The 15744-nt window shown below is 68.4% G+C and carries 12 protein-coding genes; 10 read left to right on the top strand and 2 right to left on the bottom strand.

Annotation, left to right across the window (positions count from 1 at the left end; all coding sequences use genetic code 11):
• From Q0066_RS06240 to Q0066_RS06275, 8 genes are all read left to right on the top strand, one after another.
• A partial coding sequence (locus Q0066_RS06240) for a peptide chain release factor-like protein (RefSeq protein ID WP_298131158.1) occupies window positions 1-293 on the top strand: 293 nt, incomplete at its 5' end.
• A gap of 220 nt (window positions 294-513) precedes the next feature.
• Window positions 514-1200, top strand: a complete 687-nt coding sequence (gene ftsE / locus Q0066_RS06245; protein ID WP_298131160.1) for a cell division ATP-binding protein FtsE — start codon at window positions 514-516, stop codon at window positions 1198-1200.
• A gap of 51 nt (window positions 1201-1251) precedes the next feature.
• Window positions 1252-2154, top strand: coding sequence for a permease-like cell division protein FtsX (gene ftsX, locus Q0066_RS06250; RefSeq protein WP_298131162.1), 903 nt, complete (start codon window positions 1252-1254; stop codon window positions 2152-2154).
• A gap of 51 nt (window positions 2155-2205) precedes the next feature.
• Window positions 2206-3573 (top strand): M23 family metallopeptidase, encoded by a 1368-nt coding sequence (locus Q0066_RS06255; RefSeq protein WP_298131164.1) that lies wholly within the window; start codon window positions 2206-2208, stop codon window positions 3571-3573.
• 73 nt (window positions 3574-3646) lie between these two features.
• A complete protein-coding gene (smpB, locus tag Q0066_RS06260; RefSeq protein WP_298131166.1) occupies window positions 3647-4120 on the top strand; it encodes an SsrA-binding protein SmpB in 474 nt (157 codons plus the stop codon).
• Window positions 4121-4440: 320 nt separating this feature from the next.
• Window positions 4441-6165, top strand: a complete 1725-nt coding sequence (locus Q0066_RS06265) for a glycosyltransferase family 2 protein (RefSeq protein ID WP_298131170.1) — start codon at window positions 4441-4443, stop codon at window positions 6163-6165.
• Window positions 6166-6205: 40 nt separating this feature from the next.
• Window positions 6206-6943 carry a hypothetical protein gene (locus Q0066_RS06270; RefSeq protein ID WP_298131171.1) on the top strand — a complete coding sequence of 246 codons (738 nt, stop codon included), beginning with the start codon at window positions 6206-6208 and terminating at the stop codon, window positions 6941-6943.
• The gene (locus Q0066_RS06275; protein WP_298131173.1) at window positions 6940-9000 is read left to right on the top strand and encodes a glycosyl hydrolase; all 2061 of its coding nucleotides are present in this window, start codon (window positions 6940-6942) and stop codon (window positions 8998-9000) included. Before Q0066_RS06270 ends, Q0066_RS06275 begins: the two co-directional genes overlap by 4 nt.
• Before the next feature lie 79 nt (window positions 9001-9079).
• Here Q0066_RS06275 and Q0066_RS06280 read toward each other — a convergent pair whose 3' ends face one another.
• Together Q0066_RS06280 and Q0066_RS06285 are read right to left on the bottom strand one after the other, a co-directional pair.
• The gene (locus tag Q0066_RS06280; RefSeq protein ID WP_298131174.1) at window positions 9080-9844 is read right to left on the bottom strand and encodes a maleylpyruvate isomerase family mycothiol-dependent enzyme; all 765 of its coding nucleotides are present in this window, start codon (window positions 9842-9844) and stop codon (window positions 9080-9082) included.
• A gap of 44 nt (window positions 9845-9888) precedes the next feature.
• The gene (locus tag Q0066_RS06285) at window positions 9889-12225 is read right to left on the bottom strand and encodes a tachylectin-related carbohydrate-binding protein (RefSeq protein WP_298131176.1); all 2337 of its coding nucleotides are present in this window, start codon (window positions 12223-12225) and stop codon (window positions 9889-9891) included.
• 209 nt (window positions 12226-12434) lie between these two features.
• On the opposite strand from Q0066_RS06285, the gene Q0066_RS06290 reads away from it, so the two are divergent.
• Complete coding sequence (locus tag Q0066_RS06290; protein ID WP_298131177.1) at window positions 12435-14948, top strand: LuxR C-terminal-related transcriptional regulator; 2514 nt, start codon at window positions 12435-12437, stop codon at window positions 14946-14948.
• Between the two features lie 78 nt (window positions 14949-15026).
• Window positions 15027-15647 (top strand): DUF1707 and DUF4870 domain-containing protein, encoded by a 621-nt coding sequence (locus tag Q0066_RS06295; protein WP_298131179.1) that lies wholly within the window; start codon window positions 15027-15029, stop codon window positions 15645-15647.
• Window positions 15648-15744 lie beyond the last annotated feature (97 nt).

The raw sequence follows: 15744 nt of genomic DNA on the forward strand, positions 1-15744 counted from the left end.
GCCAGAACGAGAAGAGCCAGCTGCAGAACAAGGTGGCGGCGATGAAGGTGCTGCAGTCCCGGCTGCTGGAGCGGGCTCGGCGTGACCGCGAGGCCGAACTGAACGCGCTGAAGGGCGACGGTGGCAACTCGTGGGGTTCGCAGATGCGTTCCTATGTGCTGCACCCGTACCAGATGGTCAAGGATCTGCGCACCGACTACGAGGTGGGCAGCCCGGACGCCGTATTCGACGGCGATCTGGACGGCTTCATCGACGCCGGCATCCGCTGGCGTCGTCAGCAGGGGGACCGCTGATCCTCGCGCTTGGCGTGACCCCGGCGTCCACCCTGAAACGCTCGCCGAACGATCTGGCGCTCGCTGAACTCAGCGAGCCCCAAATAGTTCGGCGAGCGGTGGGAGTAGGGGCGGGCGTGGCGTTCCAGGACGCGGCACGGACCTCGCCTACACTCGACCGTGGTCGGCTGAGTGTTTCTCAGGAACTTCCCCCATCATCGAGACCGACCGGAGTCGCACCGTGATCACGTTCGAAGACGTCACCAAGATCTACGAGGGTCAGCGCCGGGCTGCACTGTCCGACGTCAGCGTCACCATCGACAAGGGGGAGTTCGTCTTCCTGGTCGGTAGTTCCGGCTCGGGCAAGTCGACGTTCATCAGGCTGGTGTTGCGCGAGTACCGGGCCACCAAGGGCCGCATCTTCGTGGCCGGCAAGGATCTCGGCCGGCTGCACGGCTGGAAGGTCCCCGGGCTGCGCCGCCAACTGGGCGTGGTCTTCCAGGACTTCCGGCTGTTGCCCGGCAAGACCGTCCTCGAGAACGTGGCCTTCGCGCTGCAGGTGATCGGCAAGCCGACGGCGACGATCAAGCGGGTCGTCCCGGAAACCCTCGAGTTGGTCGGCCTGAACGGCAAGGAGAACCGGCTTCCCGAAGAGCTCTCCGGCGGTGAGCAGCAGCGGGTGGCGATCGCCCGGGCGTTCGTGAACCGTCCGGCGATTCTGCTGGCCGACGAGCCGACCGGCAACCTCGACCCGACCACCAGCATCGGCATCATGAAGCTGCTCGACCAGATCAACCGCACCGGCACCACCGTGGTGATGGCCACCCACGACGCCACGATCGTCGACCAGATGCGCAAACGGGTGATCGAACTCGTGGACGGCGAACTCGTCCGCGACCAGAGCAAGGGCGTCTACGGCTACCAGTGAGCACCGCGATGAACCTGGCCCGCCCGTCCCGAATCCTCGAAGGAGTCCGCCATGCGGCACACCCTGCGTGAGGCCTGGTCCGGCCTGCGCCGAAACCTGACCATGACCTTCGCCGTCATCATCACCATGTGGGTCTCGCTGACCCTGTTCGGTGGCGGCCTGCTCGGCGCCCAACAGGTCGAACTCGCCAAGGGCCGCTGGTACGACAAGATCGAGATCAGCGTCTTCCTGTGCGTGAAGGCGTCGTCGGGCCGCAACTGCGAGCCCGGCCAGGACGCCACCGACGCCCAGAAGCAGGCGATCCGGACGGCGCTGGAGACCAACTCCGAGGTCGAGACCGTCTACTACGAGAGCAAGGCCGACACCTGGGAGGACTTCAAGCGGGTCTACAAGGATTCCCCGGTGCTGGCCGACATGAGCGTCGACCTGATGCAGGACTCCTTCCGGGTGAAGCTGAAGGATCCTGAGCAGTACGAGGGTGTGGTGTCCGCGATCGCCGGCCTGCCCGGCGTCCAGGCCGTTCAAGACCTGCGGCAGTACCTGAATCCGCTGTTCCAATGGCTGAACATCGCCAAGTGGGCCACCATCGGGCTCAGTCTGTGGCTGCTTCTCGCAGCCGCACTACAGATCGCGACCACCATCAAGATGGCCGCCTTCTCGCGCCGTCGCGAGCTGGGGATCATGCGGCTGGTGGGTGCGTCCAACTGGTACATCATGCTGCCGTTCCTGATCGAATCTCTCGTGGCAGCCCTCGTTGGCGCGGCTTTGGCCTGCGGATCGCTCGCTGCGATAGAAAAATTCCTGATCATCGACCGGGCTCAACCCTCACTTAAGAGTATCGAGTGGATTGGCTGGTCCCATGTCGGTTTGGCAATGCTCGGCGTTGTCGCCGTTGGTGTCGTCCTTTCGATCGTTCCAACGGTGATAGCCACTCGTAAGTATCTGAGGGTCTGAGCCTCCCGGTGGGCCCTCAACCGAACCGATTGGGGCCCCATCGTGAATCAGGTGTCTTCCCCCACCTGCCGAACCACGAAGGAAACGTCGCTCAGCACCGCCAGGCGCCTGTGGCGTCCGCTGGTCGCGGTACTCGCCATCGGCCTGACCGTGAGCCTGGGCTCGCCGGCAGCCGCCGACGGCCTGAAGGATCGTCGCGACGACGTTCGCAAGGCGATCGTGTCGTCGAAGTCGGACGTCGCGGACTCGAAGGCCGAGGTCTCCAAGGCCATCCAGAACCTGGCCAAGGCGCAGGCCGCGCAGGCCAAGGCGCAGCGCAAGCTGGACGCCGCCAACCAGGCCGTCAACGATGCGCGGGCGCTCGACGCCGCGATCGGACGTCGGCTGGCCGAGGCCCGGAAGAAGCTGGCCGCGGCCAAGAAGGCGGTCGCCAAGGCCAAGGCCGAGGTGGACGCCCAGCTGCAGATGATGGGTGCGGCAGCCCGTGAGGCCTACCAGCAGCAGACCGACCTGGTCGGACTGAGCGTGGTGTTCGACTCCGCCGACACCGGCGACCTGTCCCAGCGGCTGCAGTGGTCGACGACGATCTTCGACGCGACCAGTGCACAGATGGCCCGGCTGCGTGAGCTGCAGGCCAAGCTGGAGGCGGCCGAGAAGGCGCAGGCGGCCATCGAGAAGCAGATCGCCGCCGACAAGGCCGAAGCCGAGGCCAACCTGGCTCAGATGAGGGTCTTGCAGGGCAAGGCCGCGCTGGCCCGCAACGCCGTCGCGGCGAGCGTGGCCAAGCTGGCGATCGCCCGCAAGGCGGCTCAGGCCGACCTGAACGCCGAGCAGGCCAAGTTCCGCCAACTGCAGGCCCAGGACGCGGCGATCAGCGCACAGATCCGGCGTCGGGCCGAGATCGCCCGCAAGAAGGCCGCCGCCGCCGAGGCGAAGCGCCGGGCGGCGGAAGCCAGGCGCAAGGCCGCGGCGAAGAAGGCGGGCAAGCGATACGTACCGAGGACGACGATCTCGCGCGAGTCGTCCCGAGGCTTCATCCGCCCGGTCAACGCAGCCGCGGGGTCGCCGTTCGGACTTCGTTACCACCCCATCCTGCACATCTGGCGGATGCACCGCGGCACCGACTTCGGCGCCGCCTGCGGCACCCCGATCCGGGCTGCGGCGAGCGGCCGGGTGGCCAGCGCCTACCGGCAGGGCGGTTTCGGCAACTACACCGTCATCGACCACGGCCGGATCAGGGGCAGGTACGTCTCGACCGGCTATGCCCACCAGTCGCGGATCATCGTCCGCACCGGACAGCGGGTCAAGCAGGGTCAGTTGATCGGCTACGTCGGCACCACCGGCCTCTCCACCGGCTGCCACCTGCACCTGCAGGTCTACGTCAACGGTGGTGTGGTCAACCCGATGAACTGGCTCTGAGCCGAGCCTGATCGCGCTCCCTTGGTAAGCTGTCGGTTTCCATCGACCAGCACCTGACCAGGGGAGCGCGACCATGCCACGCGAAAAGGGCCGGATCATGGTCGCCCAGAACCGCCGGGCGCGCCATGACTACCACCTGTCCGACCACTTCGAGGCGGGCCTGGTGCTCACCGGCACCGAAGTGAAGTCGTTGCGGTCGGGGCGGGCGTCCCTGGCCGATGCGTTCGCCACGGTCGACGACGGTGAGGTCTGGCTGCGCAACGCCTACATTCCCGAATACGCCTTCGGCACCTGGACGAACCACGCCGCGCGACGCAACCGCAAGCTGCTGCTGCATCGGCGCGAGATCGACAAGCTGGAGCGCGCCACCACCGGTTCGGGACGCACCATCGTCCCGCTGGCGCTGTACTTCCTGGACGGCTACGCCAAGGTCGAACTGGCCGTCGGCACCGGCAAGAAGGCCTGGGACAAGCGTCAGACCATCGCCGAGCGCGACGCCAATCGGGACGCCGCCCGCGAGCTGGCCGCTCGGAACCGCGGCGAATAGCCGCCGGTTGGTCATCGCCACGACACCTGTCCGTCGTGTTTTAGTTACATAGACCAATATTTTGCTTTCGGGCGTCGCCCATGTCACTCTGGACTCAGCTTCGAGCGACGGGATGCTAGCGAACTCGCCGAAGCCGGCCACAGTGGCCGTTTGAACTGCCCCGCGTCGGGAGCGCGGATCGGGCGGTTCAGCTCAACAACGATGTGCTCTTCGGGGGGAGAGTTATGTCCACACCAGTGATTACTGACGACTTCGCGTCCGTCGACGGCCTCGGGCCGCAAGCCAGACGTGCGCGAACCAAGAATTCCTACGGTCCGGTCATGATCGCGGTCTCCATCGCGGCCACGCTCGGCATCCTGGCCTACGCCTGGTTCCTGCTGAACCCGGCCAACCGGGGCGACATCCTGCCCTGGACGATGGTGATCATCGCCGAGACGATCCTGATGTTCCACGCCTTGATGGCGATGTGGGCGATCCTCGCGGGCTACAAGGACCCACGTACCTTTGCCTTCCACGAGACGCAGCGGACGCTCTACGATCCGGCGGTCAACGAACGCCGCCGGGTGACCGACGATCCGACCCAGTGGCCGTTGCATGTCGACGGTGAATCCGTGGCGGTCGACGTGCTGATCACGGTCTACGGCGAGCCGCTCGACGTGATCCGGCGTACCGCCGAGGCGGCGAAAGCCGTCCGGGGTGCGCACAGCACATGGATCCTGGACGACGGAAAGTCGGACGCCGTGCGCGACCTGGCCGCCGCCCTGCAGATCGGCTACATCCGCAGGCTGACCAACCACGGGGCCAAGGCGGGCAACGTCAACAACGCGTTGACCGTAGCCAAAGGCGACTTCTTCGTCATCCTTGACGCGGACTTCGTGCCGCGTCCGGAGTTCCTGGAGGAGACCCTGCCGTTCATGGTCGACTCCAACGTCGCCTTCGTGCAGACGCCGCAGACCTACGGGAACATGCACAACATCATTTCCCGCGGTGCCGGTTACATGCAGTCGATGTTCTATCGCTTCATCCAGCCCGGGCGGACGCACTTCAACGCCGCCTTCTGCGTCGGCACCAATGTGTTGTTCCGGCGGTCCGCGGTGCTCGACATCGGCGGCATGTACACGCAGTCGAAGTCCGAGGACGTCTGGACGTCGCTGATGTTGCACGAACGCGGGTGGAAGTCGATCTACATTCCGCAGACGCTGGCGGTGGGTGATGCCCCGGAGACCATCGAGGCCTACACCAAGCAGCAGTTGCGCTGGGCCACCGGCGGCTTCGAGATCCTGTTCACGCACAACCCGTTCAATCCGCGGCGGCGGTTGTCGCTCGACCAGCGGTTCATGTACTTCGTGACCGCCACCTTCTACCTCACCGGGATCGCGCCGGGCATCCTGCTCTTCGTCCCTGCGCTGGAAGTCTTCTTCGACCTGCATCCGGTGAACCTGCAGGTGAGCGTGCTCACCTGGCTCGCCTTCTACGCCGGCTTCTACCTGTTGCAGATTCTGCTTGCGGGGCTCACCCTGGGCAGCTTCCGCTGGGAGGTGCTGCTGCTGGCGGCCAACTCGTTCCCGATCTACCTGCGGGCGCTCCGCAACGCGTTCACCGGGGTCGACACCAAGTGGCACGTCACCGGCACCACCACCCGCTCGTCGGCGTTCAACTTCATCATTCCGCAGGTGCTGACCTTCGTCTTTCTGCTCGGCACCTCGATCGTGTCGATCTGGCGCGACCTGACCCTGGGGCAGCTGAACGTGGCCACCTTCTGGAGTGTGGTGAACACCGTGGCGATCGGTGCCCTGATCGGGGTGGCCTTCCACGAGGCCGCTGAGGTCCACGGTGTCGCCGATCCGATCGACGTCGAGTTGGCGGACGCCGTGGTCGAGACCGAACGCCCCGCGGCGCTGAGCCGTGAGGCGATCACCAGGGCACACCGTGAGGTCGAGCTCCTCGCCTCCGCGGCTCCCTGGTCAGGCTCGTCGGCCGACGACGCGACCGCCCTCGAAACCCGTCCCGAGCGCGCCCGCGAAGCGGCCGGCTCCGTCCGTTGATCACCACGATCGACCAAGAAAGTTCTGAGGCACAACAATCATGACCTGGATCAATCGACTCAAGCTCTGGGGCGGCATCGTGGGCATCGCCGCGCTCGTATTCGCGCTCACCGTCGTGTTCAACCAACGGCAGTCCCAAGTGGCCAGCGTCAGCGCCACCGTGCAGGCACCCACCTCGATCGTCGGATCGTCCTACGGCGGCGTCGTCACCGACACCTACGTGGAGCCGGGCGCGAAGGTGAGAACGGGCCAGAAGCTGTTCACACTCTCCAGCGTCCAGCTGCAGCAGGACGTCGGCAACGGCATCAGGCCGGTGTCCACCGACGCCTACGACATCGACCTGAGCAAGGGCACCATCACCTACAAGTCCGTGGCCGACGGCTATGTCGCCTCGCTCGGCGCCGTCCGCGGCTCGTTCCTCGGTAACGGTTCGCAGATGGCCGCCATCGTGGCCGACGGGCAGCGTAGCGTCACCGGCCGCTTCGTCCTGGAACCCATCGACTACGGCCGGATCGAGCACGGCGCGTCCGCCCGGATCGTGCTGCCCAACAACCAGCTCGTCATCGGGACGGTGTCGGGTGTCCAGGTGGTCACCGAAGGCGGCGCACCGGTCACCTACGTGACCATCAGCAGCGACGGCCTGACCGATCCGGCGCTGGCCAATCTGACCAGGCTGGATACCCCGGTCACCGCCATCGTGGAGCTGCGCGACGACGGCTGGCTGTCCGGTCCCTCCGAGACGATGCTCGCCTTCCTGACCAAGATCGGACTGAGGTGATCACCATCACCAGGCTCAACAGAACTCTCACCGGCCTGGTCGCCACCGGCCTGATCGGTCTGCTGGCGGCCTGTTCGGCGGCGCCGCCTGCGGCGACCGACCCACCCGGCCCCGGCGCGGGCCAGTCAGGCGCCGAGGGCAACTCGGCCGGCGTGCTGGGCCCCGATCAGGTGGGCCCGCTCCTGCAGGACGTCACTCAGTCGGCCGGCAAGGATCTCAAGCCGGAACGGCTTGCTGCCGGACTGCTGCCGCCCACCAACAAGTGGTTCTCCGGCCTGGTGTTCGGCGACACCGCACAGCCGGTCTTCCCGCTGCCGCTCAGCTTCGGAGTGGACGCCAAAGGCTTCGCCTTCGGGCTGCCGACGGTGACCACCACCGCGAAGACGATCATGGGCGGCTATGCGCCGATCATCAGCGTCGGCACCGGCTCGGGCACCACCTGGACGGTGACCGGCTACGACGAGCTGTCGGTCACCCTCGAGGCGGCCGCGGGCGGAAAGCCGGTCGGCTCGGTCAGGATCGCCGAAGGCTCGCCCTTCGTCAGCTTCACCGCGGCCGGTTCTGTCGCGCTGACCAGCAACCTGCCGTTCGCGGCGTCCGGGGCTGCCTGGACGGTGCAGGGCGGGGCGGCCAGCTACGGCCTGGTCACCGCGGGCCAGGTGTCGGGGACGTCGGTGAACCTGTCACCGGGCCAGACCGCGACCTGGTTCGCCGTCCCCGACGGGGGCAACCTCGAGACCATGGCGAAACTGGCCGGCGACCCGCTGAAGGCGACGTCGGCGTCCTATCAGGTGGGGGACACGGCCACCACCACGCTCGCGTACACCACGGGGAACGGCGGTGACACCGCCTTCGCGGCCATGCCTCATCAGGCCAGGAGTCTGGTCGATGCCGGCGAGCCGATCGGCAGCTACGCCAGTTCGTACGGAACCCTGACCCTGTATGCGGGGAAGAAGCTGACCTGGACCGAGCCGCTGCAAGCGGCCCGCGCCGGCCTGGACCTGTCCCGGCTTTCCGAGTCCGAGCGTTCCGAACTCGCGGACGCGGTCAAGGCCGACGTCGCCGCCCTGAAGCCCTACCCGGCCGATACCTACTTCGGTGGCAAGGCGCTGTATCGGGACGCCCAGCTCTGGGAGATCGCCAAGCAGGTGGGTGCCGACGCCGAGGCCGCGAAGCTGAAGGAGCGGGTCACCACCCAGCTGCTGCAGTGGACCGAGCCGAAGGGGTGCGAGACCCGGGACGCGTTCTGCTTCTTCTACGACACCCGCAACCACGGCATGGTGGGCAGGACACCGTCCTTCGGTTCGGATGAGTTCAACGACCACCACTTCCACTACGGCTACTTCTTGTACGCCGCGGGGGTGCTGGCGGCCGACGACTCCGGCCTGGCCGAGAAGCTGGCGCCGGTGATGAACCTGCTCGCCGCCGACATCGCGACCTCGCCCGGCAACGAGCACTTCCCGGCGCGGCGGAACTTCGACAGCTACGCGTCCCACTCGTGGGCGTCCGGCACCGCGCCCTTCGCCGACGGGAACAACCAGGAGTCGGCGTCCGAGGCGGTCACCGCCTACGCCGGCCTGACCCTGTGGGCACGCGCCAGCGGCAACCGCGACCTGGAGGTCGAGGCCCGGTGGATGCAGGCCCTCGAGGCGGCGTCCGCGCGCGCGTACTGGACCGACTTCGACACCAGTGACCCGGTCTATGCCGGTTTCGGCCACCAGGTGCTGCCGCTGAACTTCGGCGGCAAACGCGACTACGCCACCTGGTTCTCGGCGGAGCCGGCGGCGGCGCTGGCCATTCTGCTCATCCCGGTCAGTCCGTCCTCCGACCAGCTGGGCGGCGACGCCGTCCGGATCGCCGAGAACGTGAAGGAGGGCATCGGCAGCAAGGGCTTCGAGCAACAGTACGGGGACTACATCCTGATGTACTCGGCGCTGGCAGGGGAGGACGCTCGGCAGACCGCGCTGAAGGCGGCCCGCAGCTTCGACCGTTCCACGATCGACGACGGCAACAGCTACAGCTACCTGCTGGCCTGGCTGTTCAGCCTGAAGCCGTAACCCGAAAGGCCCTGCCCAACTAGTTCTGGCCTCCCGTCGACGGGAGGCCAGAACTAGTTAGGCAGGGCTCTACCGGCGGTTACCAAGACACCCGCAATTGCTCGAGGAATGACTCCAGGACGGCTGCGTCTCCTTCCACGACGTAGTCCCGGCCGCGGTTCCACAGGCCGGCATAGAGGCCGCGGGCGCTGCCGGTGACCCGGGTGCCGGCGGTGTCGGAGGCCCCGACCCGGGCCGTGCAGCCGTCCGGGGTGAGTGACACCGTCCAGGCGCCCAGTCCGTCGTCGGTGGTGATCGCGATCTCGGCCGGCTCCGGACGGCGCGGGCCGTACTTGGGCCGCGGGGCGAACCCGAGCAGCAACTCGTCGATGCCGTCCCTGGCGAGCGCGGGGGAGAACCACAACTCGTCCGGACGGGGCGCGCGGCCCAGCTTGGCCGCCATCGCATCGACCGCGTGGATGGTGGTCTCGTGGCATTGCCGCCGGGTCCAGGCCTGCCGGGGCGGGGGAGCGTCGAACAGGAAGAACTGCACGTCCAGGTCCTCCGGCGCCGCAGCCAAGGCGTTGAGCAGGTCGACCAGGCCGTCGTCGAGCCACTCCAGCAGGTCGACGGACGCCGCCGCCTCGGCTTCGACCTCGGCGTCCGGGCGCGGTGCCACGCCGCGGACGTTCGCGGTCGCCCAGCGGTGAATCAGACCCTGATGGGTGATCAGGTCACGCACCGTCCAGCCGGGACAGGTCGGCACCGGCGCATCCAGACCGGCCGCCGCTGCATTGTTGCGCAGCACAGCCGTCGCGTCGCCGATCCCCTCGCCGAGATCGCGGAAATCCAGGGTGTTGGGCATGCCCTCACCGTAGAGCCTCCACCCCGCCGAGGGCTCCGCGGCCGTCAGGTGGCGAAGATGGCGGACACCCCCGCGGTCCAGCCGGTGCCGACCTTGGCCTTCGGCCGCCAGCTGTTCTCGCCAGTGCGGTAGCCGAGGTGGTTGTGCAGCCACAGCTCACCGCTTCCGGGATCGCCAGCCTTGGTGGCGCGACGTGCGTACAGGTAGCCGGACCCGGTCGCGATCAGGGTGTCGACCGATTCCCAGCCGGTCGAGACGATGCGCGGGCCGGCCCAGACCGGACGCCCCTCGGCGCGGGCCAGGTGACGCCACCAGAGCAGCCGGCCGAGGGGATCGATGGCGTAGAACACGCCGTCCGGGCCGGCGGTGATGGCCTGGAACCAGCGGATCCCCAGATTCGCCACCACGCTCGGCCCCTCCCAGGTCGCGGCGCCGGTGCGGCGTCCGAGATGCCGGAACCAGCGCACATCTCCGTTGGGCATGATCGCGTAGAGCAGACCGCCCTCGCCGGCAAGGACGGCGGCAGGGTCCTGCCATCCGGTGCCGACGTCGTGGAAGTCGACCCAGTCGAAGGTGCCGGTGGCTCGACCCCGGTGCCAAGCCCAGCGCAGCCGGCCGTCCGGCGTGATCACGTAGATGACGCCGTCTCCGCCGCCGATCACCCGGACGCCGTTCCAGCCGACGCCGACCCCGGTGTGACTCTCCCAGTCGAACGACATGGTCGGCCGTCCGGTGTGCCGGAACTGGTCGAGGCGTCCGTCCGAGCGCACGACGTACAGCGACGCCGCGACCCGGGCCGACAAGCCGTAACTGGCGCCGTCGAGTCGCGTCAATCCTCCGGCGATCCCGGTCTCCCGGGTGTGGGCGAGGAACTCGAACCGTTGGACCGAACCGCCCGTCGCGGACCAGTTGATGTCGAGGTCGAACCGGTGGTCCTTGCCGCCGGCGAGGCGGACCGGGAACCGGGTGCCGTCGGAGGTCTTGATGTAGGACGGCTTGTCGCCGTTGCTCAGGGTGCCCAGCTGACCATCGTGATCGCACTCCCAGATCGCCGTTGCGCTCGCCCGGGTGGTCGCGGTCAGGGCCGGGCCGCCGCTGATCACGCCACGGGACAGCACCACTGAGAATTGGCTGTCTCTCCAAGCGGTGACCCCGGCGGCACGATCCAACTCCCAGCCGAACAGGCTGAGCTTGAACGGTTGGTCGTTGATGGTGCAGGTGAGCGCCTGGCCGTCCTGCTCGAACCAGCCGTGCACGGTGGCGGGAGCACCGTCCTCGGGGTACCAGGTGCCGACGTCCAGGGCTCGCTCGGACGAGTCGGCGAGTGTCGAGCCGGTGGCCCACAGGTCGCAGTACCGCCGGATGATCAGCCGGCCGCGCCAGCCGTCGTTGTCCATCGTCCACGGCCCCACCCAGGCCGGATGGGTCTGCCGTTGCGGCTGCTTGACCTCGGTCACGAAGTAGGCGGTGCCCGGACCCTTGTGCAGTGCCGGATCGCCACCGAGGTCGAACTGGGCGTCGTTGTAGTAGTCCATGGTGGCGAAGGCGGTGGCGGTCTGCGAGTTCTTGATCAGGAAGGTCTTCGCGTCGTCGTCGTAGCCGTAGACCAGCAGGGTGTGCTGGCCGACGTTGATCTTGTCCCAGACGCCGACCACCACGTCGTGGCCGGCGGCGAGAGCCGTTCGGATGCCGTCCACCGTGCCGTTGACGGTGCCGAAGGTGCGGACACCCCAGTTCGCGGCCCACCGGGCGGCCAGCGGAATGTGCGCCTGGTCGTATTCGAACCAGTCCACCCGGTCGGACGATCCCGGCCCGCCGGTGAAGTCCACCGGACCCGCCTTCGAGCCGACATCGGTCCAGATCTTGCTCAACCCGGCCCGGTTGAAATACGGCGCGTCGGAGAGCTGTGGCACATTCAGCCGGGAGAGGTGCTGCAGCACGTCGGCGCTGCCCATGAAGTCGCACAGCGAATGCACGTGTTCGGTGCGTTTCTGCTGGTTCGCCCACGAGCGGACCATATGGATCAGGAACTCCTGGGAGAGCCGGACGTCGATGCCGACCCGGCGGTAGGCCGCTTCGAGGGCGGCGATGCCGGCGAACGCCCAACAGGTGCCCCGGTCGAACTGCCGCGACCCCTCGCTTTGCCACCGTCGGTGATCGACCCGCTTGGGGAGCTTCTTGAGCCTGCCGACCAGTGCCGGTGACACCGTCCGAACCGGCTGGCCGGCTCGCTCGACCAGCGATCGGCTGATCGCCTCACCCACGATCGGTGTCACCGTCGGCAGGGTCAGGCCTTCGACCTGGACCACCTCGGCCTTCGCCATCGCATCGGCGAGCACCCGGCTCGCAGCGGTACCTATGTTGCGTACTACCTCAGGCATGAACCGTCCTCCTCGTCGATCCGGCTGCTGCGGAACGTCCTCGGCCCACTCTTCTCGCGGCGCGCGTTCCGCACACGAGTAGTGACTACCTGTTCGTAGGAAGGGCTCTGGTCGTCGGTCAAGCCTGTTGGGCCCCGGGAGGATGGCGCGCTGACAAGGGCCCGCAAGAACCGTGTTCGCGACGCTGCCGCCGGCGGTATGGTTCCGGGGTGCCGGAACGCTGGCATTTCACGCGGGTGGAGGAACCCCTTGTCCGGGCGCTGTCGACGGCGTCCGTGGCGGGCGTGTTCGTGGTCGGTCCGGACGGCTCGGGGAAATCGACCGCGGTCCGTGCGGCATTGGCTGAGAGCCGGACCCCGGCGACCTGGATCGGGGCGCCCGCACCCCTGCGGAACATCCCGTTCGGGTCGCTGGCGGGCCTGGTACGGGTGGGAGCCGCGACCGATACGCCGGCCGCACTCTGGAACGTTCTGGACGGGGTGCGCGCCGCCGTTCCCGCGGGGAACACCGTTGTGGTCGATGACTGCCACCACCTCGACCCGGCGTCGGCGATCGTCGCTCAGCAACTCCTCGCCCAGCGGCACCTGCGGGTCGTGATGATCGCACCGTCGGTGGCCACGCTGCCCGCGGTGCTGCGCCCGTTCGTGACCGATCCGTTCTTCACCCGGATCGACGTCGACCCGTTGTCACCGGGCGAGGCGGCCGACGTGCTGACCTCGCTCCATGGTCATCAGATCGCCGCGGCGAGCGCGGAACGGCTGCACGCGCTCAGTGAGGGAAACCTGCTGCTACTGACGATGATGAGCACCGCCGCGTCGCGTCGTGGTGCCTGGCAGCCGATCTCCGGAACCGGCGCCGTCCAGTTGACCGGCGCCATCCCACCCCTGGAGGACGTCTTCGCGGCGCGGCGGGAGGCGTTGCGTGACCTTGATCCGGACGCCGCCCGGCTGGTCGGCTACCTCGCCCTGGCGGGTTCGCTGGACGCCGAGGAGTGCGTTGCGCTCGGCTGCCGCTCAGATGCCTCGACGCTGCTTGAGCGGGGTCTCGTCGTGGTTCAGCAACCAGCTGGCACGATGCGGGTCGCGACACCGGTGCTCGGGCAGGCGGTGCTGGCCGGCGTCGACCCGTGGCGGGCCCGTGCCCTGCGTGGCGACATCGTCCGGATGCGTCGCAGCCGGGCCCTCGACCCGTCCGAGGAACTGGCGTTGGCCGTACTCAGCATGAACTCCGACGAGCAACTCCCGGTGTCGCGGCTGCTGGCGAGCGTAGAGACCGGGCTCAGGCTGGGCGCCGTCGACACCGCCATCGACCTGGCCCGCCACGCCGATTCGATCGCACCCGGGCCGGCGACCGTGCTGGCGCTCGCCTCGTCGTTGAGCTGGCGCGGTGACTGCGACGAGGCCGCGGCGGTCTATGACCGGCTGGCCGGAGCGGAACTGCCGACCCCCTTGCCGGATGTGTGGGCGGTGATGCGCGCCGCCAACATCTTCTGGGGACTACGCGACGCCCCGGGTGCGCACACTGCACTAGCGGCGGCGGATCCACGACTACCGCTGGCTGCTGGTGCGGGCGCGGCCTTCGCCGCCTTCGAGGGCCGGCTGTCGGAGGCGTCCGCGCAGGCTGTACCGATCTGCGCACCGAGCCGGGCACCGAGCCGCGCCGATCCCGCAGCGACGCTGTGGGCCGCGGTGGCGCTGTCGATCGCATCGGCGTACCGAATGGACCGAACCCAGCAATCACTGGCCTGGGACGTGGGCCTGGCGGCCGCGGACGCCACGTCGAGCGGCTATCAACGCTGGAGCTTCTACCACGACGCGGTCTGGCTCGCGCTGATGAGCGGGGGCCTGGAGGAGGCCCGCGAGCTGGCGCGCACGGCGTCCGAGTTGGCGGCGGGGGAGCCGACGGCGACCGCACTGTCCGGCACGCTTCGCGGCCTGGTGCTGTTCGAGGACGGCGACCTGGCCACAGCCCGTGCGGTCGCCGCCGAAGCCCATGCCACACTCCGCACCCGTGCCCCGGCCGGTTGGACGATGCTGGCGGCATTGCTGCGGTCCCGCACCGACGCCCAATGCGGGTCGGTGGAGACCGCGTCGGAGGCCCTGGCCGAGGCGGAGCAGATCTACGCGCCCGCGCTGGGCGTGTATCGGCCACTGCTGTCCTCGGCCACCGGCTGGGTCCGGTGGGCGACGGGGGACCACACCGGCGCCGCGAAGTGCTTCGAACGGGCGGCGACGATCGCGGCCGGACAAGGCTCAGCGGTGTTCCTGGTGGAGGCGGAACTCTCGGCCTGGCGCACGCTGGGCGTCCCCCCGTCGCGATCGCTCGCCGTCAGCAGCTTGTCGCGCGCCATCGTCGAGTGCGTGCGGGGCGGACCGGAGAGTGCGGTGGCCGCGGTCCGAGCGGTCAGCGAGTCCGGCTATGCGCTGCTGGCGGCCGAGATGGCCGCCTCGCTGCCACGACATGTCGGCGGTCTGCGCTCGCTGGTGGCCGGCCAGCTGTTCACCCCTCCGCAGCCGGCGACCCTGAACCAGCGGCTCACACCCGAGGTGATCTCGCCGCGGGAACGTGAGGTCGTGCTCGCGGTCCGGCAGGGGCTGAGCAACGCCGAGATCGCGGCCCGATTCCAGCTCTCCGTACGCACCGTGGAGGGGCATATCCTGCGTGCCTGCGACAAGCTCGGCGTCCGTGGCCGCAAGGGCCTACGCGACCTCACCCATATCTAGCCCTGACCCGGTGCATCCGGGCTCAAGCAGGGCCGCGCCCGATATGGCGGACGGGCGCGAGGGGGAAAGCTTTGTCGCATGACCCAGGACTTCTTCGCACCCGTTGACAGTGTCTCCAAGCAGGATCGTGACGGCGCCGAGCGACGCCTTCGCGAAGCGTACGGACTCGGCCGGATGGACGCCGCCGAGTTCGAGGCCCGGATGTCGCGGGTGATCACGGCCGAACGGTTGGAGGAACTGGCCGCCGCGGTGGACGGCCCGCTACCCATCACCGGGAGCGGTCCGAGCTACGGCTATCGCGGCTACGCGCCGTTCGGTGCGGTCTCGGGTGAGGTGCTGCCGGTACGGCCCAGCGCCGATCGCAGCAATGTGACGGCCGCCGTGGCCCATCTCTCGGCGTTCGTGTTCTGGCTGTTCGGCCCGCTGGTGGTGTGGGCGATCAGCCCGGCCGGCTCGTACGCCAAACGCGAGGCGGCCAAGGCGTTCAACTGGCAACTGGTCGCCTCGGCGGTCGGTCTGGCGGCGTCCGCGGTGGGCTGGATCCTGCCGGGCGACGGCAACCCGGTGGCCCGGATCTGGATGATCGTCTGGGTGATCCTCACCATCCTGGGTGCCGTCGGTGCGGCCCGTGGCAAGGATTGGCGGAACCCGGTGCGGGCACTGGTGCCGTGGGAAGTTTTGTCCGAGGGCAAACGTTGATAGGCTGACATGCTCGTCCGGGCCGCTGGTCCGGGCGGGATGACAACTCAACAGGGGGTGACTGGTTTCGACTCGGGACGGTAGTCCCAGGAGAAGC

The sequence above is a fragment of the Micropruina sp. genome, assembly GCF_027492755.1.
In the GTDB taxonomy this organism is placed as follows: domain Bacteria; phylum Actinomycetota; class Actinomycetes; order Propionibacteriales; family Propionibacteriaceae; genus Micropruina.